At 68.6% G+C, this 26095-nt stretch carries 31 protein-coding genes; 15 read left to right on the top strand and 16 right to left on the bottom strand.

Translation table 11 applies throughout. The features are described from left to right. Nucleotide 1: 1 nt before the first annotated feature. Both IWC96_RS03560 and IWC96_RS03555 read right to left on the bottom strand, forming a co-directional pair. Nucleotides 2-451, bottom strand: a complete 450-nt coding sequence (locus tag IWC96_RS03560) for a hypothetical protein (RefSeq protein WP_021696182.1) — start codon at nt 449-451, stop codon at nt 2-4. 102 nt (nt 452-553) lie between these two features. After that, a complete protein-coding gene (locus IWC96_RS03555; RefSeq protein ID WP_021696181.1) occupies nt 554-1594 on the bottom strand; it encodes a 2'-deoxycytidine 5'-triphosphate deaminase in 1041 nt (346 codons plus the stop codon). 90 nt (nt 1595-1684) lie between these two features. On the opposite strand from IWC96_RS03555, the gene apaG reads away from it, so the two are divergent. Next, the gene (gene apaG, locus IWC96_RS03550; RefSeq protein ID WP_021696180.1) at nt 1685-2092 is read left to right on the top strand and encodes a Co2+/Mg2+ efflux protein ApaG; all 408 of its coding nucleotides are present in this window, start codon (nt 1685-1687) and stop codon (nt 2090-2092) included. A 127-nt stretch (nt 2093-2219) separates the two neighbouring features. Here apaG and IWC96_RS03545 read toward each other — a convergent pair whose 3' ends face one another. Continuing rightward, complete coding sequence (locus IWC96_RS03545; RefSeq protein ID WP_196838349.1) at nt 2220-2735, bottom strand: GcrA family cell cycle regulator; 516 nt, start codon at nt 2733-2735, stop codon at nt 2220-2222. Nucleotides 2736-2948: 213 nt separating this feature from the next. On the opposite strand from IWC96_RS03545, the gene IWC96_RS03540 reads away from it, so the two are divergent. Both IWC96_RS03540 and IWC96_RS03535 read left to right on the top strand, forming a co-directional pair. Then, nucleotides 2949-3767 (top strand): ABC transporter permease, encoded by an 819-nt coding sequence (locus IWC96_RS03540; RefSeq protein ID WP_045318666.1) that lies wholly within the window; start codon nt 2949-2951, stop codon nt 3765-3767. Between the two features lie 34 nt (nt 3768-3801). Continuing rightward, nucleotides 3802-4689 (top strand): M28 family metallopeptidase, encoded by an 888-nt coding sequence (locus tag IWC96_RS03535; protein WP_021696177.1) that lies wholly within the window; start codon nt 3802-3804, stop codon nt 4687-4689. A gap of 3 nt (nt 4690-4692) precedes the next feature. Here the strand turns inward: IWC96_RS03535 and IWC96_RS03530 are convergent, their stop codons facing one another. Then, nucleotides 4693-5361: a J domain-containing protein gene (locus IWC96_RS03530; RefSeq protein ID WP_196838372.1), complete on the bottom strand. Its 669-nt coding sequence runs from the start codon at nt 5359-5361 to the stop codon at nt 4693-4695. A 55-nt stretch (nt 5362-5416) separates the two neighbouring features. Between IWC96_RS03530 and IWC96_RS03525 the strand changes: the two genes are divergently transcribed. From IWC96_RS03525 to IWC96_RS03510, 4 genes are all read left to right on the top strand, one after another. Then, entirely contained in the window at nt 5417-5719 is a 303-nt protein-coding gene (locus IWC96_RS03525; RefSeq protein WP_021696175.1) for a BolA family transcriptional regulator, read from the top strand. Nucleotides 5720-5793: 74 nt separating this feature from the next. Then, a complete protein-coding gene (locus IWC96_RS03520; RefSeq protein WP_196838348.1) occupies nt 5794-7629 on the top strand; it encodes an ATP-binding protein in 1836 nt (611 codons plus the stop codon). Between the two features lie 58 nt (nt 7630-7687). Next, the gene (locus IWC96_RS03515; RefSeq protein ID WP_021696173.1) at nt 7688-8629 is read left to right on the top strand and encodes a mechanosensitive ion channel family protein; all 942 of its coding nucleotides are present in this window, start codon (nt 7688-7690) and stop codon (nt 8627-8629) included. A 3-nt stretch (nt 8630-8632) separates the two neighbouring features. Next, entirely contained in the window at nt 8633-9649 is a 1017-nt protein-coding gene (locus IWC96_RS03510; protein ID WP_021696172.1) for a low specificity L-threonine aldolase, read from the top strand. A 42-nt stretch (nt 9650-9691) separates the two neighbouring features. On the opposite strand, the gene ald is transcribed toward IWC96_RS03510, so the two are convergent. After that, nucleotides 9692-10807 carry an alanine dehydrogenase gene (gene ald, locus IWC96_RS03505; protein WP_196838347.1) on the bottom strand — a complete coding sequence of 372 codons (1116 nt, stop codon included), beginning with the start codon at nt 10805-10807 and terminating at the stop codon, nt 9692-9694. A gap of 131 nt (nt 10808-10938) precedes the next feature. Here ald and IWC96_RS03500 point away from each other — a divergent pair, with 131 nt between their 5' ends. Together IWC96_RS03500 and IWC96_RS03495 are read left to right on the top strand one after the other, a co-directional pair. Beyond that, nucleotides 10939-11415, top strand: coding sequence for an Lrp/AsnC family transcriptional regulator (locus IWC96_RS03500; RefSeq protein WP_021696170.1), 477 nt, complete (start codon nt 10939-10941; stop codon nt 11413-11415). Between the two features lie 32 nt (nt 11416-11447). After that, a complete protein-coding gene (locus IWC96_RS03495; protein WP_021696169.1) occupies nt 11448-11855 on the top strand; it encodes a hypothetical protein in 408 nt (135 codons plus the stop codon). 1 nt (nt 11856) lies between these two features. Here the strand turns inward: IWC96_RS03495 and IWC96_RS03490 are convergent, their stop codons facing one another. The 6 genes from IWC96_RS03490 to IWC96_RS03465 form a co-directional block, all read right to left on the bottom strand. Further along, complete coding sequence (locus tag IWC96_RS03490; RefSeq protein ID WP_021696168.1) at nt 11857-13308, bottom strand: NAD-dependent succinate-semialdehyde dehydrogenase; 1452 nt, start codon at nt 13306-13308, stop codon at nt 11857-11859. Between the two features lie 63 nt (nt 13309-13371). Then, a complete protein-coding gene (locus tag IWC96_RS03485) occupies nt 13372-15039 on the bottom strand; it encodes an MFS transporter (protein WP_021696167.1) in 1668 nt (555 codons plus the stop codon). 130 nt (nt 15040-15169) lie between these two features. Further along, on the bottom strand, nt 15170-15307 hold the full coding sequence (locus IWC96_RS03480; protein ID WP_021696166.1) for an entericidin A/B family lipoprotein: 138 nt from the start codon (nt 15305-15307) through the stop codon (nt 15170-15172). Nucleotides 15308-15392: 85 nt separating this feature from the next. Continuing rightward, the gene (locus IWC96_RS03475; protein ID WP_021696165.1) at nt 15393-17120 is read right to left on the bottom strand and encodes a sensor histidine kinase; all 1728 of its coding nucleotides are present in this window, start codon (nt 17118-17120) and stop codon (nt 15393-15395) included. Between the two features lie 4 nt (nt 17121-17124). Further along, entirely contained in the window at nt 17125-17736 is a 612-nt protein-coding gene (locus IWC96_RS03470) for a sigma-70 family RNA polymerase sigma factor (RefSeq protein ID WP_196838346.1), read from the bottom strand. Beyond that, nucleotides 17733-17936, bottom strand: a complete 204-nt coding sequence (locus IWC96_RS03465; protein WP_021696163.1) for a NepR family anti-sigma factor — start codon at nt 17934-17936, stop codon at nt 17733-17735. The genes IWC96_RS03470 and IWC96_RS03465 overlap by 4 nt, the downstream gene beginning before the upstream one ends. A gap of 218 nt (nt 17937-18154) precedes the next feature. Between IWC96_RS03465 and IWC96_RS03460 the strand changes: the two genes are divergently transcribed. Next, nucleotides 18155-18949 (top strand): response regulator, encoded by a 795-nt coding sequence (locus IWC96_RS03460; protein ID WP_196838345.1) that lies wholly within the window; start codon nt 18155-18157, stop codon nt 18947-18949. A gap of 61 nt (nt 18950-19010) precedes the next feature. On the opposite strand, the gene IWC96_RS03455 is transcribed toward IWC96_RS03460, so the two are convergent. Then, nucleotides 19011-19301 carry a hypothetical protein gene (locus tag IWC96_RS03455; RefSeq protein WP_021696161.1) on the bottom strand — a complete coding sequence of 97 codons (291 nt, stop codon included), beginning with the start codon at nt 19299-19301 and terminating at the stop codon, nt 19011-19013. A gap of 333 nt (nt 19302-19634) precedes the next feature. Here IWC96_RS03455 and IWC96_RS03450 point away from each other — a divergent pair, with 333 nt between their 5' ends. Continuing rightward, nucleotides 19635-20654 carry an NADP-dependent oxidoreductase gene (locus IWC96_RS03450; RefSeq protein ID WP_021696160.1) on the top strand — a complete coding sequence of 340 codons (1020 nt, stop codon included), beginning with the start codon at nt 19635-19637 and terminating at the stop codon, nt 20652-20654. Between the two features lie 2 nt (nt 20655-20656). Further along, nucleotides 20657-21067 (top strand): hypothetical protein, encoded by a 411-nt coding sequence (locus IWC96_RS03445; protein ID WP_021696159.1) that lies wholly within the window; start codon nt 20657-20659, stop codon nt 21065-21067. A gap of 152 nt (nt 21068-21219) precedes the next feature. Here the strand turns inward: IWC96_RS03445 and IWC96_RS03440 are convergent, their stop codons facing one another. Next, entirely contained in the window at nt 21220-22011 is a 792-nt protein-coding gene (locus tag IWC96_RS03440; protein WP_021696158.1) for a SapC family protein, read from the bottom strand. 219 nt (nt 22012-22230) lie between these two features. Between IWC96_RS03440 and IWC96_RS03435 the strand changes: the two genes are divergently transcribed. Together IWC96_RS03435 and IWC96_RS03430 are read left to right on the top strand one after the other, a co-directional pair. Continuing rightward, nucleotides 22231-22605 carry a Fur family transcriptional regulator gene (locus tag IWC96_RS03435; protein WP_021696157.1) on the top strand — a complete coding sequence of 125 codons (375 nt, stop codon included), beginning with the start codon at nt 22231-22233 and terminating at the stop codon, nt 22603-22605. 13 nt (nt 22606-22618) lie between these two features. Then, the gene (locus IWC96_RS03430; protein ID WP_045318644.1) at nt 22619-23494 is read left to right on the top strand and encodes an alpha/beta fold hydrolase; all 876 of its coding nucleotides are present in this window, start codon (nt 22619-22621) and stop codon (nt 23492-23494) included. On the opposite strand, the gene IWC96_RS03425 is transcribed toward IWC96_RS03430, so the two are convergent. Both IWC96_RS03425 and IWC96_RS03420 read right to left on the bottom strand, forming a co-directional pair. Further along, nucleotides 23485-24012 (bottom strand): CHAP domain-containing protein, encoded by a 528-nt coding sequence (locus IWC96_RS03425; RefSeq protein ID WP_021696155.1) that lies wholly within the window; start codon nt 24010-24012, stop codon nt 23485-23487. The genes IWC96_RS03430 and IWC96_RS03425 overlap by 10 nt on opposite strands. Nucleotides 24013-24134: 122 nt before the next feature. Beyond that, nucleotides 24135-24596, bottom strand: a complete 462-nt coding sequence (locus IWC96_RS03420; protein ID WP_021696154.1) for a COG3650 family protein — start codon at nt 24594-24596, stop codon at nt 24135-24137. Nucleotides 24597-24679: 83 nt separating this feature from the next. On the opposite strand from IWC96_RS03420, the gene IWC96_RS03415 reads away from it, so the two are divergent. Then, on the top strand, nt 24680-25810 hold the full coding sequence (locus tag IWC96_RS03415) for a DNA cytosine methyltransferase (RefSeq protein ID WP_196838344.1): 1131 nt from the start codon (nt 24680-24682) through the stop codon (nt 25808-25810). On the opposite strand, the gene IWC96_RS03410 is transcribed toward IWC96_RS03415, so the two are convergent. Next, nucleotides 25794-26039 carry a hypothetical protein gene (locus tag IWC96_RS03410; protein WP_021696152.1) on the bottom strand — a complete coding sequence of 82 codons (246 nt, stop codon included), beginning with the start codon at nt 26037-26039 and terminating at the stop codon, nt 25794-25796. The two genes, IWC96_RS03415 and IWC96_RS03410, sit on opposite strands and share 17 nt — an antisense overlap. Nucleotides 26040-26095: the final 56 nt, after the last annotated feature.

The following is a 26095-nucleotide window of genomic DNA, read 5'->3' as shown; positions in this document are numbered from 1 at the left end:
ATCAGACCCTCTTGGAGACCCACCAGGCGAACCAGGCCACGCCGTAGCCGATCAGCATCGGCAGCAGCACCAGACTGGCGCCCGCGATCAGCAGGGAGCTGTAGGTGGCGTCGGCGGGGACCGGGGCGTCGCCGCCGTAGGCTTCCGCGAGCATCAGGGCGCCGATCCCGACGCACATGCCGATGGAGCCGCCCCAGTACCAGGCCCATTTGTGCGCCTCGCGCACCGCCTCGTCAGCGCGGATCCACCACCAGACTGTTCCGGCGATCAGCAGGCCGAACATGACGAACAGGATCAAGGCGCTCATGACCGGCCCCGGCAAGCCGCCGGTGTGCTCCAGCCAGGCGTAGACGCCGCCGGTGACGGCGCCGATCAGCATGGTCGCTCCCATCAGGAGCCAGAAACGTCCGGCGCTGCTCATCTTGCGGCGGGGGCGGGGCGAGGCGGTCATGGCAATGGTCCTTGTCAATGTGACAAGTGACCTTTACCTATCGAGTCCCGTTCGTGTCAAGCGTCATTGACAGAAAATCAAACGACCTTGTCCAAAAAGGGCTCAGCCCTCGGGCCAGACCCTGAAATGCTTCGATAATTTCAGCCCCTGTCGCTGATAGTGCGACCCACCCTCGCCATAGAGCCGCTCGGGCCGTTCGGTCAGGGGCTCATAAACCAGCCGCGCCACCGTCTGGCCGTGCTCCAGCAGGAACGGGGTGTCGTGGGTGCGCACCTCCAGCACCCCGCGCGATCCGGCCCCGTGGGCCTCGTCGGTGCCGAAGCCGGGGTCGAAGAACCCGGCGTAATGCACCCGGAACTCTCCCACCGACGGATCGATGGGCGTCATCTCGGCGGCCTGATCGACAGGGATCTCCACCGACTCCATGGAGGCCAGGATGTAGAACTCGCCCGGGTCCAGCAGCAGTTCGCCCGGACGGCCGTCGCGGCTGCGCGCCTCCAGCGGCTCCCAGAAATCGCGCGGATCGTGGCCGTCCTCCCGGTCCAGGTCGATGATCCCCGCATGGCGGCGGCCCCGGAAGCCGATGATCCCCTCGCTCAGCTCGACCCCCACGCTGCGGGTCTCCAGGCGGGGCGGCTCGCCCGCCTTCAGGCGCAGCTGGTTCAGCCGCGTGCCGGGGCGCACCAGAACCGAGAAGGTCTGGGGCGCGATCTCCAGATAGAGCGGCCCGTCATAGCCCTCGGCCACATCGTCGAAGGCCAGACCCCGGTCGGTGAGCAGGCGCACGAACACGTCCACTCGCCCGGACGAACTCTTGGGATTGGCCCGCGCCAGCAGGCCGGGTGGCAGCTTCAGCCGCTCCTGAAGCTCGGCGATATAGACGCAGCCCTTCTCCAGCACCGCCCCGCCCTCCAGGTCGATCTGGTGCATGGCCACATCCTTGAGGCGCTCCTCCACCCGCCGGTCGCCGGGCAGGAACGAGGCCCGCACCCGCCAGACGCGCGCGCCCAGCCGCAGGTCCAGGCTGGCGGGCTGCACCTGGTCGGCGTCAAAGGGGGTGGCCGAGGTCACCGCACCGGCGGCGATCAGGGCCTCAATGGCCTGGCAGGGCAGGATTCCGGGGCGGGAGAAATCGAGGGTCATGGCCGAACCTTACACAGATTCCGGAGGGACAAGAGGGAAAGGCGCACCGTCGCGGTTGCACCCTGTGCAGGGGTCCGTAAGGGTGGCGGCATGAAACGCAAGGGTTCCTACGAAGCCGAAACACGGGGCATCCGGGTCCGGGTCACGCCCATGTACCTGGACGGCGAATCCGCGCCCGAGGAAGGGCGCTGGATCTGGGCCTACCATATCGAGATCGAGAACCGGGGCGAGGCGGAGGTTCAGCTTCTGGCCCGTCACTGGATCATCACCGACGCCATGGGTCATGTGGAGGAGGTGCGCGGATCGGGCGTGGTGGGCGAACAGCCCATGATCGGGCCGGGCGACACCTACGCCTACGCCTCGGGCTGCCCCCTGGCGACCTCATCGGGCGCCATGCAGGGCGCCTACCGCATGGTGGACGAGGCGGGAGTCAGCTTTGACGTGACCATCCCCCCCTTCTCGCTGGACGTGCCGGACGCGCGGCGGGTCCTGAACTAGCCAGGCGGGTGAGGGGCCGCGCCAACCCGGAGAATCGCGGCCCCGCCCCAGGCCCGCCAGCGAAACCGGCGGGGCGGACGGCAGCCCCCTTAAGGGGCGTTCGTGACAGACCTGTGGCTGATCCGGGTCAGATGTAGCGGCGCAGGGAGCGGGCCAGCTCGGTGGCGCCGTCGCGCGAACCGCGACGGATCTGCGGCTGGTAGGCCAGCTTGGCGTGCTCCACGCAGTAGGTGGCGCCTTCGTCGGAGCGGCGGCCGCAGAAGCTGAAGTCCGACGAGGTCGGATCGCCGATGGGCCATTTGCACATGTGGGCGCCGAGGGTCAGCACCGTGGCCGTGCCCGGCATGTCCGGTATGCGGGGCGCCGGCGGGGTCGGCGGCACGGGCGCAGTGCGCGGCTGGGCCGCCTCGATGCGGCGCGGCGCCGAGGGCTGCGCCGGGCGCGGACGCGGCGCGCGGAAGGTTGTGCGCGCGGGTTGCGACGGTGCGGCGCGGCCGGACAGGCCAAGGCGGTGCACCTTGCCGATCACGGCGTTCCGGGTGACGCCGCCGCCCAGCTGTTTGGCGATCTGACTCGCCGACTGCCCCTCCAGCCAGAGCTTCTTCAGCGCGCCAACGCGGTCTTCGGTCCAGCCCTGAGACATGCCACCCTCCAAGGTCGCTGATTCAATATCTTGTGCGAAGGGCGTCCTGCACGTCCTTCAACCACAACTGATCGTAAACTACTCCTTAAGGGACGCAACATCTGGCGCCTGTCGTATCCACAGAAACCACATCTTGAATCAATGTTCCGCGAATCTGGCGCCGATCGACGGGGCCGCCTTGCGAACCCCGGCCTGAAAGCGCATCTGGCGGCCATGACCGAGCTGAGCCACCTGCCCGCCACGCCCCCCTCCCCGCGCGCCTATCCGGGGATCAACTGGATCGGGGTGCAGACCCTGTATCTGCGGGAGGTGCGGCGGTTCATGAAGGTGGGGGCCCAGACCGTGGCCGCCCCCGTAGTCACCACCCTGCTCTACATGATGGTGTTCGTGGTGGCGCTGCAGGGCGGTCGTCCGCCGCTGCTGGGCATCGCCTTCGCCGAGTTCGTGGCCCCGGGCCTGATCATGATGGCGATCCTGAACAACGCCTTCGCCAACGCCTCGTCCAGCCTGATCCAGGCCAAGATCATGGGCACGGCCACCGACTTCCTGACCCCGCCGCTGAGCCCGCTGGAGCTGATGATCGGCTTCTCGCTGGGCGCGGCGACCCGCGGCGTGCTGGTGGGACTGGTGACCGCGATCTGCGTGCTGCCGTTCGCGCGGCTGGGCGTGGCCAACCTGGCCGCCATCCTGTTCTTCGGCGTCGTGGCGTCCATGCTGATGGGCATGCTCGGCGTGCTGGCGGGCTTGTGGTCCGAGAAGTTCGACCATCTGGCGGCGGTGCAGAATTTCGTGGTCATGCCCATGACCTTCCTGTCGGGCGCCTTCTATCTGGTGGAGCGCCTGCCCGAGCCCTTCGCCACCCTCAGCCACTTCAACCCGATGTTCTATCTGATCGACGGGTTCCGCTATGGCTTCATCGGCCATTCGGAGGGGAACCTGACGGTGGGGGTCATCGCCAGCCTGCTCATCACCGCGACCCTGGCCGTGATCTGCTATCTGGTGTTCCGCAGCGGCTGGCGGCTCAAGAGCTGATCCGTTAAGCGTGGCGGCAAACAAGGACACCGCCATGCTTCGCACCCTGACCGCCGCTTGCGCCCTTCTGGCCTTCGCCACCCCCGCCCTGGGCCAGGACGAGGCCGCCCTTCGGGAGGCGGTCGCCGCCTATGACCAGCCGTCCAACGCCGAGCGGCTGGCGGTTCTGACCGGCCAGCTGGACGCCGCGGGTCTCGCGTACGAAATCCAGACCTTCGAGGGCGGCGGGCGCGCGGGCGCCATGACCGGCTCCAACGTCATCGTCACCCTGGGCGAGGGCGAACGGGACCTGCTTCTGACCGCGCACTATGACGCCGTCGTCCTGCAATCCGGCGAACTGGCCGACGGGCTGGTGGACAACGCAGCCTCCACCGTCGCCCTGATCGAGGCGGCCCGGGTTCTGAGCGGCCGCGACCTGAACCACCGCGTCCAGGTGATCTTCTTCGACCAGGAGGAGCTGGGCCTGATCGGCGCCCAACGCTGGATCGCGGCCAACGGAACAGACCGCGTGGCGGCGGTGGTCAACTCCGACGTGGCGGCCTTCGGCGACACGCTCATGTACGGCGAGAACAACGGCGAGCGATCGGGCTTCGTCCTGACCGCGCTGCGCGAGGAATGCGCGGAGCGGGCCATGACCTGCGTCGGCTTTCCCGTCTACCCGCCCAGCGATGACCGCGCCTTCATCGCCGCCGAGGTCCCGGTGGTCTCCATCGGTTTCCAGAACCGCGTCGGCGCCCATCAGATGTGGCTGGCCTTCAACGGCGGCCGCTCCAACGGCCTGGCCGAGGGCTTCGTGCCCGAGGTGTTCCAGCTGATCCATTCCGAGGGCGATGTGATCGAGGCGGTCGACCCCGCCACCGTGGCCCTGGCGGCGGAGGTCTATGTGGATCTGATCACGCGCCTGGACGCGGCGGCCCAATAAGCTTCAGGCCATCTTGGCCTTGGTCAGGGTCTTCCAGGCCCGGATCACCCGCTGCAGCTTGTCCTCGGCCGAGCGGTCCCCGCCGTTGTGGTCGGGGTGGCAGCGCTTGAGCAGTTCGTAATACCGCGCCCGGATGGCCTCCCGCGCCACGCCCGGATCCAGATCCAGGTCGGCCAGGGCCTGACGCTCCAGCCGGCCGATGGGGGCGGTTTCCGGACCCTCGGCCGCGCGGCCCTGGTGATCCTGGCCGAACATGGCGAACGGGTCCGACCAGCGGCCGGCCCCGGTCTTGTTTCCCGTGCCGAATTTGGCGGCGAAGGCGGCGGCTTCCCGCGACATGCGCCCGGCCTTCATCTCCCAGGTGGGGCGCCCGCCGGTCATCTGCTCGTTCTCATAGCGGGAGCGGATCTCGCCCTCGCTCATGCCGGCGTAGAAATTCCAGCTCTTGTTGTACTGGGCGGCGTGGGCCTGACAGAATTCGTAGAACTCGTTCAGCTGCTCGCGCGACCGGGGCGCGCGGGCGGTGGCCACCTTCAGGCAATCGGGGTGCTGGCACTGCTTTTCGCCGGGCTTCAGGCGCAGCACATCGGCCGCGGCCTCCTCCTCTTCGGGGCGCGGCGGCTTGATCCGCATATCCTTGAAGCGAGGCTTGTATTGAAACGAGGCTGACATCATCCGAAGTGTAGGTCCGAATTGGACGTCATCAAGGAAGCGCGGCGGAAAACCGATGAAAGAAGGCCCTGTTGCGACGATTATTCGCGAAAAACTGACTTTGGCCCTGTCTCCGGCCCGTCTGGAGATCGAGGATGACAGCGCCCGGCACGCGGGGCACCACCACGAGGGGGGCATCGACGCCCGCCCGGGCGGCGAGAGTCATCTGAATCTGGAGGTGGTCTCGGACGCCTTCGAGGGCAGGGGGCGGGTGGAGCGCCAGCGTATGATCAACGCGCTTCTGGCCGAGGAGCTGGCCGGGCCAGTCCATGCCCTCTCGATCCGTGCACGAACACCTTTGGAGGACGCGGGAAAATAGAAAATTCTCCGTTCACCCCCTCTTAGCGCTTCCAGCTTAGCGTTCGCGCCGGACTGTTCAGATGGGGACTGAATATGGTGGGACCGGCCCAGGGCGCTGACAGCGCGACGACGAGGACGCCGCAGACGCCGGGGCGCTCCCGTGAAGCCGCCAGCGTGCTGCAGAGCATCCTGGAGACCGGCAACCTGCGCTACTGGATCATCGCCAGCTGGGCCCTGGCCCTGGCCACGGCGGTGGGACCCGTTCTGGCCCTGGTCTGGTTCGTCATCACCATGACCGCCGGCTGGATTCGCGGCCGGGTCGAAAAGAAGGTCGCCGCCACCGGCCGCCGCGACTACAGCGCCACCTTCACCACCGTCGCCTTCCTGACCACCTTCGCCTGGGCCCTGGCTCCGGGGCTGGCCTGGTTCATGGGCGGACCCTACGGCCCTGCGATGGGCGTGGCCCTTCTGTGCGCGGGCTATGTGATGGTCTTCACCCAGATGCGCACCGCGCCGCGGCAGGCGCTCGTGATCTCCGCCCCCTACACCCTGCTCACCCTCGGCATTCTGATCTCCCTGTGGGGCAGCCCGGGCTTTCTGACCCTTCTGGCCGTGGCCCCGGTGCTGGGGTCCGCCATCCTCGTGCTGGTCATCATCACCATGATGAAGGAGCGCAAGATCGAGGCGTTTCAGGAGCACCAGGCCCATCTGATCGGCGAGCTGGAGACCGCGCGCGACAAGGCCGACGCCGCCAACGAGGCGAAGTCCAACTTCCTGGGCGTCATCTCCCACGAGCTGCGCACCCCCATGAACGGGGTCCTGGGCGCCGCCCAGCTGATGGGCGCCACCCGGCTGGATCAGACCCAGAAGGAATATCTGTCGATCATCCGCAACTCGGGCGACAATCTCCTGTCCCTGCTCAACGACATCCTCGACATGACCAAGATCGAGGCGGGCAAGATGACCTTCGAGGTGGTCGACGTCTCGCTGCAGGATCTGCACGAACGGGTCACCGGCCCCTTTACGGCCCAGGCCCAGGCCAAGGGCCTGAGCTTCGTTTCCGAATTCACCGGCGAAACCCCCGCCGTGGTCCGAGGCGACCCCTTGCGGGTCTGTCAGGTGATCCAGAATCTGTTGTCCAACGCGGTGAAGTTCACCGACGCGGGCGAGGTTCGCTACACCGTGCACAGCCAGCGGGTGGCCGATGACCGGGTCCGTTTCCGCTTTTCCGTCAAGGACAGCGGCCCGGGCATTTCCGAGGCGGATCTGGGCCGGCTGTTCCAGCCCTTCACCCAGCTGGACGGCTCCTCCACGCGCCGTTTCGGCGGCACCGGGCTGGGCCTGACCATCTGCCGGCGTCTGGCCAATATCATGGGCGGCGACATCGAGGTGGCCTCCGAGGTCGGCGAAGGCTCCACCTTCGCCTTCGTGGTGGAGGCCGAAGTGGCCCAGTGGTCCAGATCCGAAGCGGTCGAATCCATCGGCGCCGAGGTGGAGAACGGCCAGTCCCTGAAGGTGCTGGTGGTCGAGGATCATCCGGTCAACCGCATGATCCTGGAAGCCTGGATGGCCTCGTCCGGACACGTCACCGCCTCGGCCGAGCACGGCCAGATGGCGCTGGACGTCGCCTCGGCGGACCATTTCGACCTGATCGTCATGGACGTGAACATGCCGGTGATGGACGGTCTGACCGCCACCCGCGCCCTGCGCGAAAATACGGGTCCGAACCAGCAGACGCCCGTGGTGGTGCTGTCCGCCTCGGCGCGGACCGAGGATCATGAAGCCGGGATGGCGGCGGGCGCCGACGCCTATCTGAATAAACCTATTGATTTCAAGGCCCTGGCAGGCGTCATGGCAAGAGCTCGGGAAGGCCGCGACGCCGTGCGCGAGATCCAGAACTTCGTCCAGGGCGAGGCTGCCGCCGCCTGATCGCGGGAATCTGGCCCGGGCGGGTTCAAAAACCGCCTCATCGCGTTAAACCGGGCCCATGACCGACCTCCCCACGACCCTGGCCGCCGTCGCGGCCTCCTCCGATCAGGCCCTGGCGCTGGACGCCGCCCTGCTGGCCCGCGCCACCCAGATGGCGAGCGATCTGGCGGTGAACCTCACCATCGCCGCCCTGATCATCGTCGCCACCTGGTTCGGCTCCAAATGGGCCGCCGGCGCCGCGCGCCGCGCCCTGGGCCGGGTCCGGGGCCTGAGGGAAGACAAGACCGTCGAGGGCTTCATCGTCCAGGTGGTGCGCGTGGTCGTCATCTCCGTGGGCCTGATCGCGGTGCTGCAGCGTCTCGGCGTCCAGACCACCTCAATCATCGCCGTGCTGGGCGCCGCCTCCCTGGCCGTCGGTCTGGCCATGCAGGGCACCCTGTCCAATGTGGCGGCGGGCGTGCTGCTGCTGATGCTGCGGCCCTACCGGGTCGGCGATCTGGTGAGGATCGGGGACGCGACCGGCGTGGTGCAGAGGCTGGACCTGTTCACCACCCAGCTGACCGACGCCGACAACGTCAAGATCGTCGCCCCCAACAGCCAGGTGCTGGGCGACGTGATCCTGAACATCTCGGGGCAGGCCACGCGACGGGTGGCGATCGATTTCACCGTGTCCTACAGCGCCGATCTGAACGAGGCGCGCGAGGTGATCCGCTCCACCGCCGCCGCGCACGGCAAGGTGCTGGGCGACACCCCCGTGTGGACGGGCGTCACCGGCCTGCTGGACAGCGCGGTCCAGATCACCCTGCACGCCCATGTGCTGTCGGGCGACTGGTGGCAGACCCGGGCGGACCTGTTCCAGACGATCAAGGAGGCGCTGGACCAGGCCGGGATCGAGATTCCGTTCCCGCAGGCGGTCGAGTATTTCGGCGGCAATGTGGGCAAGGCGGCCGAACTGGACCAGTCGCCTCCCGACGCCCTCCTCCCGTCGAAAGGTCAGTAGGCCGTGCGCTATGATTTCGGGTCAGACAACACGGCGGGCATGGCGCCCGAAGCCCTGGCCGGGATCCAGGCGGCCAACGCGGGGTTCGCGCGCGCCTATGGAGCCGACGACGTCACGGCGCGGGCGGCGGACCTGATCCGTCAGCGCCTGGACGCCGACGCCGAGGTGCGGTTCGTCTTTTCCGGCACGGCGGCCAACGCCATCGCCCTGTCCATGCTGACCTTCCCGTTCGAGGCGGTGCTGGCCCATCACGCGGCCCATGTGTGCACCGACGAGACAGGCGCCCCGGGCTTCTTCGGCCAGGGGGTGGGCCTGATCGGCCTGCCGGGCTTCTCCGGCAAGATCGACCTCAAGGCCATGACCGCCATCCTGGACGAGCCGGAGGTGGGCCATCGTCAGCCGCCCGCCGCCCTGTCCGTGACCCAGGCCACCGAATACGGCGCGGTCTATACGGTCGATGAGCTGCGCGGCCTGATCGATCCCGTGAAGGCCAGGGGTTACGGCGTGCACATGGACGGCGCCCGTCTGGCCAATGCGGCGGCGGGCGGGTTTGACCTGACCCAGATCGCGCGGCTGGGGGTGGACGTTCTGGTGTTCGGCGGCGCCAAGGCGGGCGCGCCGTGCAGCGAGGCCATCGTCCTGTTCGACAAGAGCCTGGCGCGCCGCCTCGACAATCGGCTGAAACAGGCCGGACAGATGGCGTCCAAGGGGCGGTTCCAGGCCGCGCCCTTCCTCGGGCTGCTGGAAAGCGGCGCCTGGGAGGCGGGCGGCGCTCACGCCAATCTGATGGCCCGACGGCTGGCCGAGGGGATCGTCACCAACAGCCGCTTCGTCCTGGCCCACCCGGTGGAGGCCAATGCGGTGTTCGTGCGCATGCCGGCGGCCGCCCACCGTCGTCTCAACGAGGCGGGCTGGGCCTGTTACCGGTTCGACGACGGTTCGGTGCGTTTCGTCTGCTCGTGGGCCACGACCGAAGCGGCGGTGGACGAGCTGATCGCGGCGGTCCGGACGATCGGCTGAAGCCGTCGCCCCCTCCCGCGACGGGAGAGGGCGATCATGGCGTCAGTCCTTCCAGACGCCGTAGGGATCGACGTAGTCCATGCCCAGAGCCTCGGCCACGGCGGGGTAGGTGATCTTGCCGCCCAGCACGTTCAGGCCCCGCGCCAGGTGGGGATCCTTCTTGAGAGCATCCAGCCCGTGATCGGCCAGGGCCAGGCCGAAAGGCAGGGTGGCGTTGTTCAGGGCTTCCGAGGACGTGCGCGGGGCGGCGCCCGGCATATTGGCCACGCAGTAGTGCACCACGCCGTCCACCTCATAGGTGGGATCCTCGTGGGTGGTCGGCCGGCTGGTTTCGAAACAGCCGCCCTGGTCGATGGCCACGTCCACCAGCACCGAGCCCGGCTTCATGCGCGACAGGTGCTCGCGCTTGATCAGCTTGGGCGCCGAGGCGCCGGGCACCAGCACCGCGCCGATGACCACGTCGGCCTTGAGGATCTCTTCCTCGATGGCGTTGATGGAGGAGAAGCGGGTGATGACGCGGCCCGAGGTGGCCTCGTCGATCTCGCGCATGCGGGGGATGGAGCGCTCCATCACCACCACCTCGGCGTTCAGACCCAGCGCCATGCGGGCCGAGTTCATGCCGACGACGCCGCCGCCCAGCACAACCACGCGGGCCGGCGACACGCCCGGCACGCCGCACAGCAGCAGACCCATGCCGCCGTTGTGCTTCAGCAGGGTCTCCGCCGCCGAGAACACGGCGATGCGCCCGGCCACCTCGGACATGGGCGCCAGCAGCGGCAGGCCGCCCTTGGAATCGGTGACCGTCTCATAGGCGATGGCGGCGCAGCCGGACTCCAGCAGCCCCTTGGTCTGATCGGGATCGGGCGCCAGGTGCAGATAGGTGAACAGGATCTGATCCGGCTTCAGGCGCGGCCATTCGGTCTTCTGGGGTTCCTTCACCTTCACGATCATCTGGGCCTGATCGAAGACCGCAGCGGCGTCCGGGACGATCCTGGCGCCGCACGCCTCATAGGCGTCGTCGGCGAAACCGGCGCCCAGGCCGGCGCCCTTCTCGATCAGGACCTCGTGACCCCGGGCGGCGTATTCGCGCACGGCGGTGGGGGTCAGGCCGATGCGGTGTTCGTTGGGCTTGATTTCCTTGGGCACGCCGACGCGCATGATGATCTCTCCCTGAGCATGGTCCCGGTGACGGGTTGGGGCGCAATCTACGCCCGGGCGGCGGGCAGGTTCCTGCTTCTTTTCGCCGCCTGATCCGCGTAAACATGCAGGATATTGCGTCAGGAGCCGCCATGAAGACCGTTTCCGCCGTTGAACTGGACGTCGTCGACCGCAAGATGCTGCGCACCCTGCAGGAGGACGGCCGCATCAGCAATGTGGACCTGGCCCGGGCGGTGAACCTGTCGGAGTCCGCTTGCCTGCGCCGCCTTCGGGCCATGGAGGCGGCGGGCGTCATCAGCCGCTACACCGCCATCATCAACGAGCGCGCCGTGGGTCTGCCCATCAGCGTCTTCGTCACCGTGACCCTGTCGTCCCAGTCCGAAAGCGCCCTGACCGCCTTCGAAACCGCCATCGCCACCGTGCCCGAGGTGGTGGAGTGCCACCTGATGACCGGCGGGTCTGACTATCTGCTGCGTCTGGTGGTTCGGGACGTAGACGACCTCGAGCGGGTCCACTCCAAGGAGCTGACCCGCATCCCCGGCGTGACGCGGGTGTCCTCGTCGGTGTCCATGCGCACGGTGGTCAAGCGCGGGGCCTTGCCCGTTTGACTCAATCAGGGGCCAGGAGGATGATTTCAGCCATGGGCTTTTCGGAATCTCCTGCTGTCTGGACGGATCGCGAGCCGACGCTCGACGAGGAGATCAGCCTGCTCGACGATGAAGACATCTTCGAGATGGCCAATCTCACCGAAGACCAGACCGGCGTGCCGGGCGTAATCATGATCTCGACAGCCATGGGATCCCACGGCCCGAGAGTAAAATATTTCCTGAAGCCTGGACGTCACCAACCGAGCTTCTCCGTCAATGTCGCCTCCGAACCCCGCGTGGTGGCGAACAGCCTTTCCGATCGGGATCTGAGCCGCATGGCGCAGTCCGTCATCGACTGGGTGCGCCTCAACCACGAAGCCCTGTCGCGCTTCTGGTGGGACGGGCCGGACTGGATGGAGCCCGAGGTTCGCGCCTTCATCGACGGCCTGAAGAAGGTCTGACCTATCTCAGGTTCAGGGTCACCGCCTTGATGTCCAGATACTCCTCGATGCCGTGGACCGAGCCCTCACGGCCGTAGCCGGACTGCTTGACCCCGCCGAAGGGAGCCACCGGCGTGGAGACCATGGCCGCGTTCACGCCGACGATGCCGTTCTCCAGCCGACGCGCCACACGCATGGCCCGGTCCAGATCGCGGGTGAAGACGAAGGAGGCCAGGCCGTAGGGGGTGGCGTTGGCCTTGTGCAGGACCTCGGCCTCGTCCTCGAACGGAAACACGGGGACCAGCGGCCCGAAGGTCTCTTCCTCGCGGAACAGGGCGTCGTCGCCACCGAGAGTCACGGTGGGCTCGAAGAAGCGACCGCCCAGCGCATGACGTGAGCCGCCGGTCAGCACCTTGCCGCCGGCCGCCTGGACCTTGGTCAGGTGGTCCTCGACCTTGTCCAGGGCCTTGTCCTCGATCAGCGGGCCGACCTTCACGTCCGGTTCGAAGGCGGCGCCGACCTTGAGCTTCGCCACCTCGGCGGCCAGCTGCTCCGCATAGGCCTCGGCGATGGAGGCGTGCACATAGACCCGGTTGGGGCAGACGCAGGTCTGACCGGAATTACGGAACTTGCCCTTGATGGTCTCGGCCACGGCCAGATCCAGGTCGGCGTCTTCGAACACGATCAGGGGCGCCGCGCCGCCCAGCTCCATGGACACCCGCTTCAACGTCGGGGCGCATTGCTCGGCCAGCTTGCGGCCCACGGGGGTGGAGCCGGTGAAGGACAGCTTGCGGATCAGGGGCGAGGCGGTCAGGACGCCGCCGATGGTGGCCGCATCGCCGGTGATGATCGACAGGGCGCCCTTGGGCAGGCCCGCCTCATAGGCCAGCTCGACCAGGGCGATGGCGGTGAAGGGGGTCTGGCTGGCGGGCTTGACCACCGCCGTGCAGCCCGCAGCGAAGGCCGGCCCCAGCTTCCGGGTCAGCATGGCGGCGGGGAAGTTCCAGGGCGTGATCAGGGCGCAGGGCCCCACCGCCTCCTTGAAGGTCACGATCAGATGTCCCAGCGGCGTGTCCTGGGTTTCGCCCAGGATGCGCTCGGCCTCGCCCGCCGACCATTTGATGAAGCCGTTGGCGTAGGCGATCTCGCCCCTGGCCTCGGTCAGGGTCTTGCCGTTCTCCAGCGCCATCAGGCCCGCGATGCCCTCGGCGTTCTCGTCGATCAGCGCGGCCCAGCGGCGCAGGAAGGCGGCGCGCGCGTGGGGGTCCGATCGCGACCAGTCTGCGAAGGCGTCGTGCGCGGCCTTGACGGCCCGCTCGGTCTCGGCCGCGCCCAGATCCGGCACATGGCCGATGATCTCGCCGGTGGCCGGATCGTCCACGGCGATGCCTTCCCCCTTCACCGGGATCGCCTCGCCCGCGATCAGGGCGTGTTCGCGGATCAGCGCGCGGCCGGCGGCCTTGGGGTCGGACATGGTGAAGCTCCTGACGACGGGGAGGGTGTCACAGACGAACGCAAACGGGCCGGACCGGCTGCATCACGTCTGGATGGAATCCAGATCACGGCCCTTGGTCTCCGGCAGCCAGATCAGGCTGACGATCACCGCCACGGCCGTGAACCCGACCGCATACCAGAGACCGAAATAGATGTCCCCGGACCAGGCCACCAAAGCGAAGCTGGCGGCGGGCAGCAGCCCCCCGACCCAGCCGGTGCCCACATGGTAGGGCAGGCTCATGGCCGTGTAGCGCACCCGGGTCGGGAACAGCTCCACCAGGGCGGCGGCCTGGGGGCCGTACAGCGCAGTGGCGGCGATGATGAACACCATCAGGATGCCGAAGACGGCGGGCAGGTTCATGCGATCCGGGTCGGCCCGTTCAGGATAGCCGGCCTCGATCAGGGCCCCGCGCACCCGCGCCTGCACATCGGCGCGGGCGGCGGCGACGCCCGCGGCGTCCAGGCTGGACGCCTCCAGTGACGGGATCAGCCGGTCGCCGATGCGGACCATGGCGGTGGTCCCTTCCGGCGCCGCCTCGTTGCGATAGCTGACGCCGGCGCCGGACAGCACGCCCTTGGCCAGGTCACAGGACGAGGCGAAGGCGGCCCGGCCCACGGGATCGAACTGCACCGCGCAGGTGGCCGGGTCGGCGATGATGGTCACCGGGGCGGACGCCTGGGCCTCGGCCAGGGCCGGATTGGCGGCCCGCGTCAGGGCCTGGAAACCCGGGAAGAAGGCCACCAGGGCCAGGATCATGCCGAACAGCATGACGGGCTTGCGGCCCACCCGGTCCGACAGCCAGCCGAAGAAGACATAGAGGAAGGCTGACACCACCGTCACGGCCAGCACCAGGGCGTCCACCGTGGCCACCTCCACCTTCAGCACCCGCTCCATGAAGAAGCGCGTATAGAAATAGCCCGCATACCAGACCGCGCCCTGGGCGATCATGATGCCGAACAGGGCCAGCAGGACGAACCGGCCGTTGCGCCAGGTCAGGAACGACTCCTTGAACGGCGCGCGCTTTTCCGTGCTTTCGGCGGCCATGCGCTGGAAGGCCGGGCTTTCATGCAGCTTCATGCGGATCCACAGAGAGATCACCAGCAGGAAGGCCGACAGCAGGAAGGGGATGCGCCAGCCCCATTCATTGAACGCCTCGGCGCCCACGGTCAGGCGGGTGACGATGATCACCACCAGCGCCCCGATCAGGCCCAGCGCCGCGGTGGTCTGGATCCAGCCGGTCAGGAAGCCCCGCTTCTCGTTCGGCGAATGCTCGGCCACGAAGATGGCGGCCCCGCCGTACTCGCCGCCCAGGGCGAACCCCTGCAGGATGCGCATGGTGATCAGCAGGATCGGGGCGATGATGCCCGCCTGGCTGTAGTCGGGCAGAAGGCCGATGGCGACGGTGGCGACCCCCATCAGGGTGATGGTCACCAGAAAGGTGGTCTTGCGCCCCACCTGATCCCCGAACCAGCCGAACACCAGGGCGCCCAGCGGCCGGACCACGAACCCGACCCCGAAGGTCAGCAGCGCCAGGATGTAGGACGTCGCCTCCCCCACCTCGGCATAGAAATGCCGCGCGATGATCGCGGTCAGGGAGCCGAAGATGAAGAAGTCATACCATTCGAAGGCGGTGCCGGCGGCCGAGGCCCCGACGACGGTGCGCAGACCAGGGCCCCTGGCCGCCGGATCCCCCGAAACCTTTGCGTTCATGCGACGTCCCCCCGCCGCCTCTGCGGGCGGCCGGAAGGCAAGCTAGAGCGTGACGTCCCTGCGGTCCAGACACACGAAAGCCCCGCAGCCGGAGGCTGCGGGGCTCACGATGTTGTCAGGCTTCAGCCGTTCAGCAGGTCGCGCCTTCGGCGCAGTTCTCGACGGCCTGGCCGGCGGCCTGGGCGTCCTGACCAACGCCGGAAAGGGTGTTGCAGGCGGCGACGGTCATCAGGGCGGCGGCGGCCGCGAGGGCGAAAATCTTGCGCATGGTCTGGCTCCTATGGCTCCGGGGGCCGGAGCGTGACAGTGACGGCAGGCTAACGTCACGGAGCCGCCCCGGTTCCGCGCCCCGATCAGTTCAGCGGCGCGCCATGCACCGACGGCGGCAAGGGATCGGGCCGCGGGAACGTCAGGCGCGCGATCATGCCGCCTTCGGGGCGCGCTTCAAACGCCGCCTCCCCGCGCAGCTGGCGCGCGAAGGCCGTCATCAGGGTGCGGCCGACCCCGCCCTCCAGGGTGGAGACGTCGGTGCCCGGCCCGTCGTCCTCGACCTCGAGGCGGCAGGTCGCGTCGTCAGCCGTGAACCGCACATGGAGCGTGCCGCCACGCCCGGCGAAAGCGTGCTTCTGGGCGTTGGATATGGCTTCGACCGCCCACAGGGCCAAGGGCGCCAGACGATCCGGATCAATGACCAGGGAGTCCGCCGTGACCTGGCTGGAGACCACCGGGCCGCGCCCGGATTCCGAGGCGACCAGCTGACCGGTCAGCTCCCGCAGGAAGTCCGCCAGATCGGCCTCCCGGATGTCGGGGCTCTGGTAGAGCGTGCGGTAGATCAGGGCCAGGGCGGAAATGCGCTGACGCGTATCGCCGACGGCCGCCCGCGCCGCCGGGTCGGTCAGGGCGCGCTGCTGCATGCTCAGCAGCGAGGAGATGATCTGCAGGTTGTTCTTCACCCGGTGGTGGATCTCGCGCATCAGCGCGTCCTTCTCCGCCAGGGATTCGGTCAGCGAAAGGTCACGCTCGCTGATGGCCTCGGCCATCTCGTCCAGGGTCCTCGCCAGGACGCGGATCTCGGCCGGCGCGTTTTCGGCCTGAACCGGGCGCACGGTGAAGCGTCCCTTGGCGTAGATGGAGGCGACGCGCTCCAGATAGTCCAGCCAGCGGATCACGATGCGGTCGGTGAAGATCATCACCGCCAGGAACGCCATCAGCCAGGCGGCCAGAGGCAGCAACAGCGTGCCCGTGGGATTCAGCTGCGCCCAGGACAGGAGCCCGGGATCAGGCGTGGAGAGCAGCACATAGACGTCCCGCCCCGCCAGGGCCGCGCCCGCATAGAGGCGGGATCGTCCCGACGCATCCCGCGCGTGGAACTCCACCGCACCCTCGCGGGCCCGGTCCACCCAGCCGGCCAGGGCGTTCTCGTCCCGGGTTTCGAAGGCCGCTGCGTCGGTGGCCGTGAGCAGGACGCCGGACGCATCCGTCAGAGCCACCTCCGTGCCCTCCGGCAACGACCGGTCGCTGACGTCCGGCTGCAGGGACGACAGGGGAATGATCGCCGCCAGAACGCCGTCGAAGGCGCCCATGGGCCGCTCCGAGCGCACTGCCGCCAGCAAGGCGGGTTCGGAGGCCAGCCGGTCCGGCGCCCGGGTCAGCACCACGGTCTCGCCGCTCTGTATCCGCGCGAACCAGGGCGTGTCGCGAACCGTCAGATCGCCCTGGACCGAGGTGGAGGCGCAGGCCACCCGGCCGGTGGGGGTGAACCGATAAAGGGCGTCATACCCGTCCAGTTCGGCCACCAGGGCCCGCAGGCGCGGCGCGCAGTAAAGACCGAGGGACTCAGGGCGCAGCACCTCCAGCAGCACCGTGGCGCTGTCCAGCCGCGCCTTGGCCGTGGCCGCGCTGCGCTCGGCGCCCAGCACCAGGTCATGACGCCGGTCCTCCGCTTCGCTCTGGAAGGCGGCCTGGGTCTGGATGGCGCTGAGAAGCAGGATCGGCAACAGGGCCACCGCCATGGCTGCGGCCAGGCGAAAGCGGATGCCCTGCGCCCTGTTGGTGGCGAAGCGCCGCCCCAGCCGGACCACCGGCCTAACCCTGCCGCTGCGTACTCAGCCGGTCCGCGTCGGCGAGAATGGAGCGCATGGCGTCGCCGGCGGCCTTGCCGTCGCGGGCGTAGCCGCCCTGCTCCAGCGTCTGCTGCAGCGCCCGACGCGCGCGGCTGACCCGGCTTTTCACGGTGCCGACCGCGCAGTTGCAGATTTCGGCGGCCTCCTCGTAGGCGAAGCCGCCCGCCCCGACCAGCACCAGAGCCTCGCGCTGCTCTTCCGGCAGGCTGGCCAGCGCCAGGCGCAGTTCATCCAGGGCCACCGGCGCCTCGGGGTCGTCCACCGCCACGAGCGTGCGCTCGGCGGCCTCCTGGTCCAGTTGCGACTGGCGCCAGGACCGGCGCTTTTCTGAATAGAACTGGTTGCGCAGGATCATGAAGGTCCAGGCCTTCATGTTGGTGCCCATCTGATAGCTGGCGCGGGCGTCCCACGCCTTCATCATGGCGTCCTGGGCCAGATCATCGGCCGCCGTGGGGTCGCCGGCCAAGGTGCGGGCGAAGGCCCGCAGATGCGGAATCAGTGAAACAAGCTGGGTCTTGAAGGCTTCGTCGTCCGATGAGGGAGGTTTCGGAGCCGCAGAGCGTGCGCCCGTCATGAGTCGCCCTCGGCCTTCTTGTCGGCCCTGCGCAGGATGTCCAGAAACTCGTCGGGCACCGGTTCGTTGACCACCTGGTCGAACATGTGCCGAAGCTTGACCCCGATGGCCTGTTGGCGCAGGCGCGCCTCTTCCAGCCCGTCGTCCCCGTCTTCCGGCGGGGCCGGGGACCGGCGGGACTGGTTTGATTGATCGATCATGAAGCGCTTGCCGCCCGACTCTTGATGATGCGCACGCCTTCGCGTGTCAGTTCGGGACCGTCAACGTCCTCTCTGCCCAACGAGTTCCGGCATTAAGCCGATTTAATGCTCAAGCTTCTCCGGCTGGCGGGAACCGTTGCCGCGCGGATACGTTGGTCGGGATCACCGCCCGGCTCCGGCCGGGCCGGACGAACACCTTATGTCGGGGAAATCCAAGAATGAGCCTTCTGGCGAGACTCGCGCCTCATCTGCCCTATGTGCGCCGCTATGCGCGCGCCCTGACCGGCGATCAAAGCACCGGCGACAACTATGTCCGCGTGGCCCTTGAGGCGCTCGCAGCGGGTGAACAGCAGCTGCCCGCCGCCATGACGCCCCGGGTGGCGCTCTATCACGTCTTCCACACCATCTGGGTCGCCACCGGCGCCCGGCTGGAGGACAAGAGCGGGATGGAAAGCGAAGACGACGCATCGCAGCGGCTGATGAAGATCGCGCCCAAGTCCCGTCAGGCCTTCCTGCTGACCGCGCTGGAAGGCTTCACGCCGTCCGAAGCGGCGCAGATCCTGGGCGCCGAGCTCAGCGACATTGAAAGCCTGATCGGCGACGCCCAGCGCGAAATCGACGCCGAACTGGCCACCGACGTGCTGATCATCGAGGACGAGCCGATCATTTCGGCCGACATCGAGTCCCTGGTCAAGGAGCTGGGCCATACGGTTTCGGCCACCGCCACCACCCACGACGAGGCGGTGGATGCGGTTTCCCGTCATCGCCCCGGCCTGGTTCTGGCCGACATCCAGCTGGCGGACGGGTCCTCGGGCATCGACGCGGTCAAGGACATCCTGAAGAGCATCAATGTCCCGGTGATCTTCATCACCGCCTTCCCGGAGCGTCTGCTGACAGGGGAGCGGCCCGAACCCACCTTCCTGATCACCAAGCCCTTCCAGCCGGAAACGGTGAAGGCGGCCATCAGCCAGGCCCTGTTCTTCCATCCGGCGCGCCAGACCGAAGCCGCCTGATCCAGACGACACGACCCGCAATTGGAAAGGCCCGGCGATCCGCCGGGCCTTTTTGTTTGTCTTACTCCGGCGTGGCGGGCGTCGGTTCGCCGTCGGCGGGCAGCGGCGGAGACGAGGAGTCCCCCTCGAAGGTCCGGGCCGCGGCCGCCTCTTCGGGCACGGTCTCCAGTTCGCCGAGCTCTTCCTGGGTTCCGCCCCACAGCAGCATGTAGATCAGCACGATCAGCACCAGGGACACGATCATCACCAGCAGGATCCGGATGCCGCCGCGGCCCTGACGCGCCCGCTGGGGCGACACCACCGGGCCGTGGTCGTCGGAGTTTCCGGGATCGTTGGGCGGCTGTTGGGTCATGATGATGCTCCGTATCTGGGCCGGTCTTGAGAGCGGTCCCGGTTGCTGTCCCAAGGCAAACGTGTCGGAGGCTTGGCCGTTCCGAAGCTTGGCTGTTCGCGTCACGCACGAATTAATTTCAGGGCGCGGGAACCGGGGGCGGGGGTCCGTGTTCTCATCATGCGGAGGCGGCGACGCCCCCCCGACTTGAGACTGGCGCAAGCCAGTCTGTCGCCTCCGCGCCTCATTCTCGATGATGCTGACTTGGGCGGGTCCTTCATGGACCCGCCCTTTTCTTTTGGGCCGATGCCCGTCAAGGTGCGTCCTGAAAGAAAACGTCCTGGAGACCCGAACATGGCCCTCACCAATCGCCAATGGATTCTGCGCCAGCGCCCGAAGGGCCTGGTCCAGCCTACGGACCTGGAACTGGTCGAAAGCCCGGTTCCTGACCTCAAGGACAGCGAAGTCCTGGTGCGCACCGTCTATCTGTCGCTGGACCCCACCAATCGCACCTGGATGAACGACGCCGAAGGCTATCTGCCCGCCGTCAAGCTGGGCGAGGTCATGCGGGGCCTGACGCTGGGCGTGGTCGAGGACAGCAAGTCCGAACGCTTCAAGAAGGGCGACATCGTCACCCCCATGTCCGGCGGATGGGCGCTCTACGCCGTGGTTCCCGAGGACGGCCTGCGTCCCGTGCACCGCGCGCCGGGCCTGCCCCTGACCGCCAATCTCAGCGTTCTGGGCATGACCGGTCTGACCGCCTATTTCGGCGTCACCGACGTGTGCCGGCCCGAGCCCGGCCAGACCATGGTGATCTCCGCCGCCGCCGGCGCCGTGGGCTCCATCGCCGGGCAGATCGCCAAGCAGAAGGGGGCCCGGGTCATCGGCATCGCCGGCGGGCCCGAGAAATGCCGCTGGCTGACCGAGGAGCTCGGCTTCGACGGCGCCGTGGACTACAAGAACGAGGACGTGGGCGAGGCGCTGGACCGCCTGGCGCCGGACGGCATCGACATCAATTTCGAGAACGTCGGCGGCGACATCATGAACGCGGTCTGGAACCGCATGAACGTGCACGGCCGCATGGCGGTGTGCGGGCTGATCTCGGCCTATAACGCCACCCGCCCGCCGCCCTCGCCCAATTTCGCGCGCATCATCACCCACCGCCTCAACATCCAGGGCTTCCTGGTGCTGGACTACGCCCCCCGCGCCCGGGAAATGGTCGCGGAGATGGGGCCGTGGCTGGCCGAAGGGAAAATCCAGTGGAAGGTCCATGTGGACGAAGGGCTGGAATCGGCGCTGGAGTCGCTGAACCGCTTGTTCACCGGCGACCATGACGGCAAGCTGCTGGTCAAGGTGTCAGAGGAGCCTGCCTGAGCATGACCGAACCGGCCGACCCCCTGCATTTCGAGGACATCCAGGTCGGTCAGGTGCTCCCCATGGGGGCCTGTGCTGTGGACGGCGAGGCGCTCGCCGGCTTCATCGAACGGTTCGCACCCCACTGGCCCGCCGCCGACGGCGCGCCGGATGCCATGGTCTATGCCCTGTGGCGCAGGCTGGCCGATGAGTCCGAGCGCGGCATGGCGGTCAGCAAGGGTCTTGCTGTGGACGCCCTGCGCTTCATGCGCAACCCGCCCTCCGGCGAGCTGCTGCGCGGACGCATGACCGTCATGGGCAAGGATCCGGTCGGCGACGGCCGGGGCGTCGTCATCGCCCAGCACGATCTGCTGGACGAGGATGGGCGGCTGGTCTTCTCCTGCCTGTCGCGGACCCTGCTGCTCCGCCGCTGACGCGGCTTTCAGGACGAGCGCAAACGCGCGCTCAAGCAGGCCAGGGGCCGTTAGCGCAAAAACGCGCGCTCAAGCAGGCCAAGGGCCGTTAGCGCAAAAAAAAGAGGCGGCGGATCGCTCCGCCGCCTCCTTCATTTTTCAGGTCAGTCAAATCAGGCGTTGGCGGCCGCCGGAACGGGGCCGGCCCGGTCCAGGGTCATGGCCACAAGCCGGTCCCAGCCCAGCAGCGACACCAGGTGGGCGTAGATCTGGCCCAGGGCGCCGTTGTCGCGCAGTTCGGCCAGCTTCTCGGCCGGCAGGGCCTTCAGCTTGTCCTCGGACACGGCGTAGTACTGGGCCAGCTTCTGCACCGGACCGGGCGAGCCGTCCGGGTTGCGCGGGGTGTAGGTGGCTTCCTTGATCTCGAACAGGTCCAGCTCCTCCAGCATCGCTACGAAGCGGGTGGTGCGCTGGCGCTCCATTTCGAAGTCGTTGCAGAACTGCATGGCCTGCTCGGTGAAGGCGCTGGGCTTGTCGCCGTCGAACAGGGGCACCTGGCCGCCTTCGGCGATGAACGGCGCGCCGCGGTCGATGCACAGAACCATGCGCTTGTTCTCCTCGTCATTGGCGAAGACGAAGGGATAGCGGCGCACGAAGGCCGGCAGATAGGCGCTGGACAGGTACTGCCCCGCCTCGTCCACGAACAGGTTCTGGTCCTGACGCAGGGCCATGATCGCCACCGGCGACTTGGGCTCGCCCAGGAAGACGACCGGGAAGGACAGGGCGGCGGGCGAGAATTCGGTCACCGTCAGGGGCACCGTATTGGTGCCGGCCACGAAGGCGTAGGGCTTCTCGGCCTGGTTCACGCCCAGCTTGCCGTGGCGCTCCATATTCAGCGGTTCGGGCTGGCTGTAGAACAGGACGTTGCCGGAGATCGGGCTTTCGGGCGCTTGGGTGTCGGACATGAACTCGAGGCTCGGGTTGAAAGGGAAGCGCGCCTTCTAGCCCACAAGGTCCCCAACGGCAACGCGGCGCGAAGCGTTGCGATTCCGAACGCAAGCCATTAGCTGGGGGACATGGGCGAAGCCTGCGCACATCACCGCCACGACACCGGCCTCGGTCCGGCCGACGTGAGCGCCGCCCTCGGCGACGCAGAGGCGCGCTGCGTCCGGCGCGGAGAGCGCATGACCGGCCCCCGGCGCCGGGTGCTGGAGCTGCTGCTGGCCTCAGGCGAACCGGTCAAGGCCTATGACCTCATCGCCGCCTACGGCGCTGACGGACAGGCCGCCAAGCCGCCCACCGTCTACCGCGCCCTCGAATTCCTGGAGCGCCTGGGCCTGGCCCACCGCATCGCCTCCATCAGCGCCTATGTGGCCTGCAGCCACGGCGAACGGGCCCACGCCGCCGCCTTCCTGATCTGCGACTGCTGCGGCGCGGCGGTGGAGGTCAGCCCGCCGGCCGCCGCCGGCCTGTCCGGCCCGGCCGAGCAGAACGGCTATGTGCTGGAGCGTGTGACCATCGAAGGCCACGGCCTGTGCGCCGACTGCCGCGCGGGCTGACCCGGAACCGGCCATGACCTCACCCTTGAGCGTGGCCGCTTCCGGTCAGGAGAGCGGATCGATGTCGGGGCTGGACCTCGGCGACCCCGGCCGCCCCGTCGACCTGATCTTCGTTCACGCCAACGGCTTCAACGCCGGGACCTACCGCTTTCTGCTCGAGCCCCTGGCCCGGGACGCGCGCATCCTGGCGCCGGACCTGCGCGGGCACGGGCGCAGCGGTCTTCCCGCCGATCCGGTCTGGCGGCGGAACTGGCATGATTTCCGCGACGATCTGGTCGCCCTCATCGACGCCGTGGGCGGGCCGCCCGTGGTGCTGGCCGGTCATTCCATGGGGGCGGTCGTGGCCCTTCTGGCCGCCGAGCGCCGCCAGCACCGGGTGCGGTCGGTGGTCATGTTCGATCCGGTGATCCTGCCGCGCCCGGCCGCCCTGATGATGAGCTGGCCGCTGGCGGGGCGGATGGCGCGCCGCTATCCGCTGGTGGCCGGGGCCCTGCGCCGCCGCGCCCGGTTCGACAGCCGGGAGGCGGCGATCGAGGCCTATCGCGGCCGGGGCGCTTTCCGGGACTGGCCCGAACAGGCGCTGGCCGACTATGTGGCCGAAGGATTCAGGGACGTGGAGGACGGCGTCGAGCTGACCTGCGCGCCGGGGTGGGAGGCGTCGAACTACGCCGCCCAGGGACACGACCCCTGGCCCGTGCTCCGCCGCATGGCGCGGCCGGTCCATATCCTGAAGGGCGAGCGCGGATCGACGTGCAGCCTCGTGCCCGGGCAGATCGCCGACGTCACGGTGGAGACGGTCCCGGGAGGAACCCACTTCTTTCCGATGATCCAGCCCGAGGCGGCGCGCGCCGCGCTCAGGCGAAGTCTGTCAGAGTCCGGTCAGGGCTGACCCTGGTTCTGGCCGCCGCGGGCGGTCTGGATGGCGTCGCGCGTGGCGTTCTCGGCGCTGCGGTAGACGAAGCCGTAGGTGGGGTAGACGGTGGAGCCCAGGCCGTTGATCGGGTTGTACCAGACCTTGACCCGGCTCCAGTCCCCGGCGGGCGAGACGTCCACCACGGTGACGTTCTCCTCGACCCGGCCGCGGCTGCCGCCCCAGTTGGCGTGGGTGACGCGGATGACCCGCTCGGTCAGGATGTCGCTGACCACCGCCACATGGCCCCGGTTCATGCGGCCGTGGGGCTGGAACACCAGCACCGATCCGGCCTCGGGCGCCTCGCCGGTGCGGAAATTGCTGACGGCCTGACGCCACCAGGTCCAGGCGTCGCCGAAGATCTGGATGCCCGACAGCAGGCGCGCGAAGGTCACGCACTGCCAGTAGGGATCATCGGCGCGGGCGGTCTGGGGCGTGGCCAGGGTGAAAAAACCCAGCGAGGCCGCAACCAGGGCGGCGGTGAGCCGTTTCATCATATTGGCGTGCTCCGGACGTTTCGCGTCACAAGCCATAAATCATGTTCGCGAAGGGTTGAAGAACCCTTTCCAGGCTCAATTTGGGCGATTTCGGGGCAAACAGCGGTGGGCGAACCCGCCGCTCACGCCCGCGGCTCGCCCCGTTCGTCCGTATTCATCAGGAAGTCCACCGAGGCGGCGCAGCCGTTCAGCACCTCCTCGCCGATCTCGACCCGGGCTGTCAGGGGATAGGTCCGGTCGCTCATGCCGTCCGAACATGGGGTCTCGATCAGGGTGACGCTGAGGACCCGGCCCTGGTCGGTCTGGCCGCTCCACATGGCCGTGGTTCCCGCCATCTGCGGCCCGGCGTTGGGGGCCCGCTCCTCCGGCCGGTCCACCCCGGAATAGACCAGGCCGTCGCCGTCGATATTGACCGCCCAGAACGGCTCGGTGCCCAGCGCCCGCAGGGGCTCGGTCAGGATCACCTCGCCCAGGACCGCCTCCGGCTCGGCCGGCGCGGGCGCGGACTGATCCGGCGCTTCCCCCTGGGAGCAGGCGGTCAGGGTCAGGGCGGCGAGGGGGGCGATGACGGCGAGCGCGCGCATGATCTGGTCTCCGGTTGCAGTCACAGACTGCCCGCGCGGACGACAGTCGTGCAAGGGGGCGCCGGGTGGGCTAGCGTCGCCGGATGGCGAATCGCGAGCCCTTCAGCCTTTACGAGTTCTTCGCCGGGGGCGGCCTGGCCGGGCTGGGCCTGCACGGATTCCGCACGACCTTCGCCAACGACCTCGATGGGGCCAAGGCGGCCAGCTGGCGCGCCAACCACGCAGAACCCGACATCCTGAAACTGGCCGACGTCTGGGACCTGACGCCGGACGATCTGCCGGGCCATGCCGATCTGGCCTGGGCGTCGTCGCCCTGTCAGGACGTCAGCCTGGCGGGCGCGCGCGGCGGGCTGGACGCGCGGCGCTCGGGCGCCTTCTGGGGCTTCTGGCGTCTGATGACCGGCCTGGCCGGGCAGGGTCGGACGCCGGGCCTGATCGTGATCGAGAACGTCATGGGCCTGCTCACCTCCAATCAGGGGCGGGACTTCGCCGCCGTGTGCCGGGCGCTGCACGACGGGGGTTACGTCTTCGGGGCGGTGGAGGCGGATGCGGCCCTGTGGCTGCCCCAGTCGCGCCCGCGCCTGTTCCTCATCGCCTCGCGCCCGCCGGTCGCGGGCGCCGGGGAAGGGGCCGACCCCTTTCATTCCCCCCGCATCCGCGCCGCCCACGGCGCCCTGCCCGACGATCTGAAGGCGGGCTGGGTCTGGTGGCGCCTGTCGGCCCCGCCGCGCCGCAACACCGACCTGGCCGCCCTGCTGCAGCCGGATGACGCCGTCGCCTGGCTGGATGAGGACAAGGCGGCCGCCCTGCTGAACCTGCTGTCTCCCCTGCATCGCGCGCGGCTGGACGCAGCCGCGGCCTCTGGCGAGCGGCGCGTCGGCGCCGCCTACCGCCGTGTCCGGCTCGAGAACGATGTGAAGGTTCAGCGGCTGGAGATCCGCTTCGACGGCTTGGCCGGGTGCCTGCGCACGCCCGCGGGCGGCTCGTCGCGTCAGTTCGTGGTGGTCTGTCAGAACGGCCAGACCCGGGTGCGTCGTCTGACGGGGCGGGAGGCCGCGCGGCTGATGGGGCTGCCGGACAGCTATGCGCTGCCGACGAGCGAAGTGGCGGCGCTGAAGCTGATGGGGGATGCGGTGGCCGTGCCGGTGGTCCGCGCCCTGGCGGATCAGATCCTGCGGCCCCTGCTGGAGGGCGCGGTCAGAACCGCCGCCTGATCCGTTCGTTGATCGACTCGGTGGACTCGACGCGGTCGTCGTGGCCGCTGCGGTGCGAGTGGAAGGCCAGGATCATCAGGCCGGCGGTCAGCAGGGCGGTTCCCACCGCGCCGATGCTGAGGGCGATCCAGCCGTGAACAGTCATGGGCGCGGCGCCCATGGCCTCCCAGGCCAGGCCCATCGCCCCCACCGACAGGCCCGCCAGAACGACGGCGCCCAGCAGGATCAACGCCGCGCGCCCGCGCGGCCCCGGCCCCTTTCGGGGCGGGGCCGGGGATCCCCAGG

This window comes from Brevundimonas sp. BAL450 (genome assembly GCF_015767455.1).
In the GTDB taxonomy this organism is placed as follows: Bacteria; Pseudomonadota; Alphaproteobacteria; order Caulobacterales; family Caulobacteraceae; genus Brevundimonas; species Brevundimonas abyssalis.
This window is presented reverse-complemented; position numbering and strand designations above follow the sequence as displayed.

Excerpts from the sequence above, each read along its gene's own strand:
- IWC96_RS03555 (WP_021696181.1), bottom strand. The coding sequence starts at position 1,594 with ATGACCCTCGATTTCTCCCGCCCCGGAATCCTGCCCTGCCAGGCCATT.
- IWC96_RS03500 (WP_021696170.1), top strand. The coding sequence starts at position 10,939 with ATGAAGACCGTTTCCGCCGTTGAACTGGACGTCGTCGACCGCAAGATG.
- IWC96_RS03480 (WP_021696166.1), bottom strand. The coding sequence starts at position 15,307 with ATGCGCAAGATTTTCGCCCTCGCGGCCGCCGCCGCCCTGATGACCGTC.
- IWC96_RS03470 (WP_196838346.1), bottom strand. The coding sequence starts at position 17,736 with ATGACGGGCGCACGCTCTGCGGCTCCGAAACCTCCCTCATCGGACGAC.
- IWC96_RS03445 (WP_021696159.1), top strand. The coding sequence starts at position 20,657 with ATGACCGAACCGGCCGACCCCCTGCATTTCGAGGACATCCAGGTCGGT.
- IWC96_RS03535 (WP_021696177.1), top strand. The coding sequence starts at position 3,802 with ATGCTTCGCACCCTGACCGCCGCTTGCGCCCTTCTGGCCTTCGCCACC.
- IWC96_RS03560 (WP_021696182.1), bottom strand. The coding sequence starts at position 451 with ATGACCGCCTCGCCCCGCCCCCGCCGCAAGATGAGCAGCGCCGGACGT.
- apaG (WP_021696180.1), top strand. The coding sequence starts at position 1,685 with ATGAAACGCAAGGGTTCCTACGAAGCCGAAACACGGGGCATCCGGGTC.
- IWC96_RS03460 (WP_196838345.1), top strand. The coding sequence starts at position 18,155 with ATGAGCCTTCTGGCGAGACTCGCGCCTCATCTGCCCTATGTGCGCCGC.
- IWC96_RS03450 (WP_021696160.1), top strand. The coding sequence starts at position 19,635 with ATGGCCCTCACCAATCGCCAATGGATTCTGCGCCAGCGCCCGAAGGGC.
- IWC96_RS03545 (WP_196838349.1), bottom strand. The coding sequence starts at position 2,735 with ATGTCTCAGGGCTGGACCGAAGACCGCGTTGGCGCGCTGAAGAAGCTC.
- IWC96_RS03485 (WP_021696167.1), bottom strand. The coding sequence starts at position 15,039 with ATGAACGCAAAGGTTTCGGGGGATCCGGCGGCCAGGGGCCCTGGTCTG.
- IWC96_RS03525 (WP_021696175.1), top strand. The coding sequence starts at position 5,417 with ATGAAAGAAGGCCCTGTTGCGACGATTATTCGCGAAAAACTGACTTTG.
- IWC96_RS03430 (WP_045318644.1), top strand. The coding sequence starts at position 22,619 with ATGACCTCACCCTTGAGCGTGGCCGCTTCCGGTCAGGAGAGCGGATCG.
- IWC96_RS03540 (WP_045318666.1), top strand. The coding sequence starts at position 2,949 with ATGACCGAGCTGAGCCACCTGCCCGCCACGCCCCCCTCCCCGCGCGCC.
- IWC96_RS03435 (WP_021696157.1), top strand. The coding sequence starts at position 22,231 with ATGACCGGCCCCCGGCGCCGGGTGCTGGAGCTGCTGCTGGCCTCAGGC.
- IWC96_RS03455 (WP_021696161.1), bottom strand. The coding sequence starts at position 19,301 with ATGACCCAACAGCCGCCCAACGATCCCGGAAACTCCGACGACCACGGC.
- IWC96_RS03495 (WP_021696169.1), top strand. The coding sequence starts at position 11,448 with ATGGGCTTTTCGGAATCTCCTGCTGTCTGGACGGATCGCGAGCCGACG.
- IWC96_RS03440 (WP_021696158.1), bottom strand. The coding sequence starts at position 22,011 with ATGTCCGACACCCAAGCGCCCGAAAGCCCGATCTCCGGCAACGTCCTG.
- IWC96_RS03490 (WP_021696168.1), bottom strand. The coding sequence starts at position 13,308 with ATGTCCGACCCCAAGGCCGCCGGCCGCGCGCTGATCCGCGAACACGCC.
- IWC96_RS03530 (WP_196838372.1), bottom strand. The coding sequence starts at position 5,361 with ATGTCAGCCTCGTTTCAATACAAGCCTCGCTTCAAGGATATGCGGATC.
- IWC96_RS03415 (WP_196838344.1), top strand. The coding sequence starts at position 24,680 with ATGGCGAATCGCGAGCCCTTCAGCCTTTACGAGTTCTTCGCCGGGGGC.
- IWC96_RS03420 (WP_021696154.1), bottom strand. The coding sequence starts at position 24,596 with ATGCGCGCGCTCGCCGTCATCGCCCCCCTCGCCGCCCTGACCCTGACC.
- IWC96_RS03515 (WP_021696173.1), top strand. The coding sequence starts at position 7,688 with ATGACCGACCTCCCCACGACCCTGGCCGCCGTCGCGGCCTCCTCCGAT.
- ald (WP_196838347.1), bottom strand. The coding sequence starts at position 10,807 with ATGCGCGTCGGCGTGCCCAAGGAAATCAAGCCCAACGAACACCGCATC.
- IWC96_RS03425 (WP_021696155.1), bottom strand. The coding sequence starts at position 24,012 with ATGATGAAACGGCTCACCGCCGCCCTGGTTGCGGCCTCGCTGGGTTTT.
- IWC96_RS03465 (WP_021696163.1), bottom strand. The coding sequence starts at position 17,936 with ATGATCGATCAATCAAACCAGTCCCGCCGGTCCCCGGCCCCGCCGGAA.
- IWC96_RS03520 (WP_196838348.1), top strand. The coding sequence starts at position 5,794 with ATGGTGGGACCGGCCCAGGGCGCTGACAGCGCGACGACGAGGACGCCG.